The following is a 266-nucleotide window of genomic DNA, read 5'->3' as shown; positions in this document are numbered from 1 at the left end:
AACATAGTTGTATCTTCTTTAGATCTGCCTATATCTTTAAATTTTAATCTGTTATGTACCGCTCCTGCATACCAACCTGTACTGTTTCCAAGTTTTATTGTTTCATCTTCATGTACATAAGCTACTCCGTATGCATTGCCTGTATAGTCTATTACTCCCGCCGTATCGGTCTTATACTCATCTCTCATTCCGAATGCCTTTATTTTATTCGACTGCTTGGATTTATTATCCCATTCTTTTTTAAGATGAGTAAACTCTTTATCAAG

1 protein-coding gene is annotated in these 266 nt (G+C 35.0%); it reads right to left on the bottom strand.

The genetic code is table 11. The annotated features are described in order from the left end of the window. Positions 1–266 (bottom strand): autotransporter domain-containing protein (locus EII29_RS11775; protein ID WP_125237629.1); only part of this gene is annotated, 266 nt, incomplete at both ends.

The sequence above is a fragment of the Leptotrichia sp. OH3620_COT-345 genome, from assembly GCF_003932895.1.
In the GTDB taxonomy this organism is placed as follows: domain Bacteria; phylum Fusobacteriota; class Fusobacteriia; order Fusobacteriales; family Leptotrichiaceae; genus Pseudoleptotrichia.
This window is presented reverse-complemented; position numbering and strand designations above follow the sequence as displayed.